Origin of the sequence: Kitasatospora nipponensis, assembly GCF_039528135.1 — a bacterium.
Taxonomy (GTDB): domain Bacteria; phylum Actinomycetota; class Actinomycetes; order Streptomycetales; family Streptomycetaceae; genus Kitasatospora; species Kitasatospora nipponensis.
Genome location: NZ_BAAALF010000500.1, coordinates 1 through 1,096, shown reverse-complemented (window position 1 = coordinate 1,096; position 1,096 = coordinate 1). Strand labels below are relative to the sequence as shown.

The 1,096-nt window shown below is 69.3% G+C and carries 2 protein-coding genes; both read right to left on the bottom strand.

Annotated features, from left to right (window positions below; genetic code table 11):
- Window positions 1–203: ATP-binding cassette domain-containing protein (locus ABD323_RS41480; RefSeq protein WP_344447264.1), on the bottom strand; the 203-nt coding region annotated here is incomplete at its 3' end.
- On the bottom strand, window positions 200–1,081 hold the full coding sequence (locus tag ABD323_RS41475; RefSeq protein WP_344447263.1) for a MetQ/NlpA family ABC transporter substrate-binding protein: 882 nt from the start codon (window positions 1,079–1,081) through the stop codon (window positions 200–202). The genes ABD323_RS41480 and ABD323_RS41475, both read right to left, overlap by 4 nt.
- Window positions 1,082–1,096 lie beyond the last annotated feature (15 nt).

Below are 1,096 nucleotides of genomic sequence, written 5' to 3'. Positions count from 1 at the left end.
AGGCCGGTCAGCTCGGTCCCGTTCAGCCGGACCGAGCCGGCCGTCGGCCGTTCCAGCTGGTTGATCAGCCGGATCAGGGTGCTCTTGCCGGCGCCGTTGGGGCCGATCACGCCGACGATCCCGCCGTCCGGCACGGTCAGGCTGACCCGGTCCAGGGCGCGGAAGTCCCCGTACTCCTTGCTGACCTCGACCAGCTCGATCACCTGCCCTTCACCTGCTTGGCCAGCCGGTCCAACTCGGCCTGCAGGGCGGGCCGGTCGAGGTCGCTGGGCACGCTGGCGCCCTTGGACTCCTCGGCCGCGGCGGCCTGTACCTCGGGGGAGTGGTAGAGCTCGGCGATCTTCAGGTAGGTGGGGTTGTCCCGGTCGGTGGCCCGGGCCGCGATCACGTTGACGTACGGGCGGGTGCCCGGGTTCTTCGGGTCGTCCCGGAAGATCGCCTGCTTGACCTCGTACCCGGCCTGGCCCGCCACGCCGGAGTTGATCACGGCGGCGGCGGTGTCCTGCAGGCTGCGCGGGGTCTGCTGGGCGTCCACCGGCACGATGGTCAGGTGCTTCGGGTTGCCCGAGATCGACTCCGGGGTGCCGTACAGGCCGGTGTCGGCCTTCAGCTCGATCAGCTTGGCCTGTTCCAGTACCCGCAGCGCCCGGCCCTGGTTGGACGGGTCGTTGGGGACGGCGATCTTCGCGCCGTCGGGGATCTGGTCGACGCTCTTGTGCTTGAGCGAGTACAGCCCGAGCGGGGAGACCGAGGTGGCGCCGATCGGCACGATGGTGGTGCCGTTGTTGGCGTTGAACTGACTGAGGAAGGCCAGGTGCTGGAAGGCGTTGAGCTCGATGTCGCCGGCCGCCAGCGCCTTGTTCGGCAGGGCGTAGTCGTCGAAGGTGACCAGCTCGATCTCGATGGCCTCGGCCTTGGCCTTCTGCTTGAGCACGTCCCAGTCGGAGCTGGCCCCCGAGATGCCGATCCGGACCTTTCCCGAGCCCGCGCTGTCGGTGGAGCAGGCGGTCAGCAGGGTGGTGGAGAGGGCGATGGCAGCGGCGGTGGCCGCGAGCCGGACAGGGAAGGAGGGGTGATCCATGCCTTTAATCCAAGC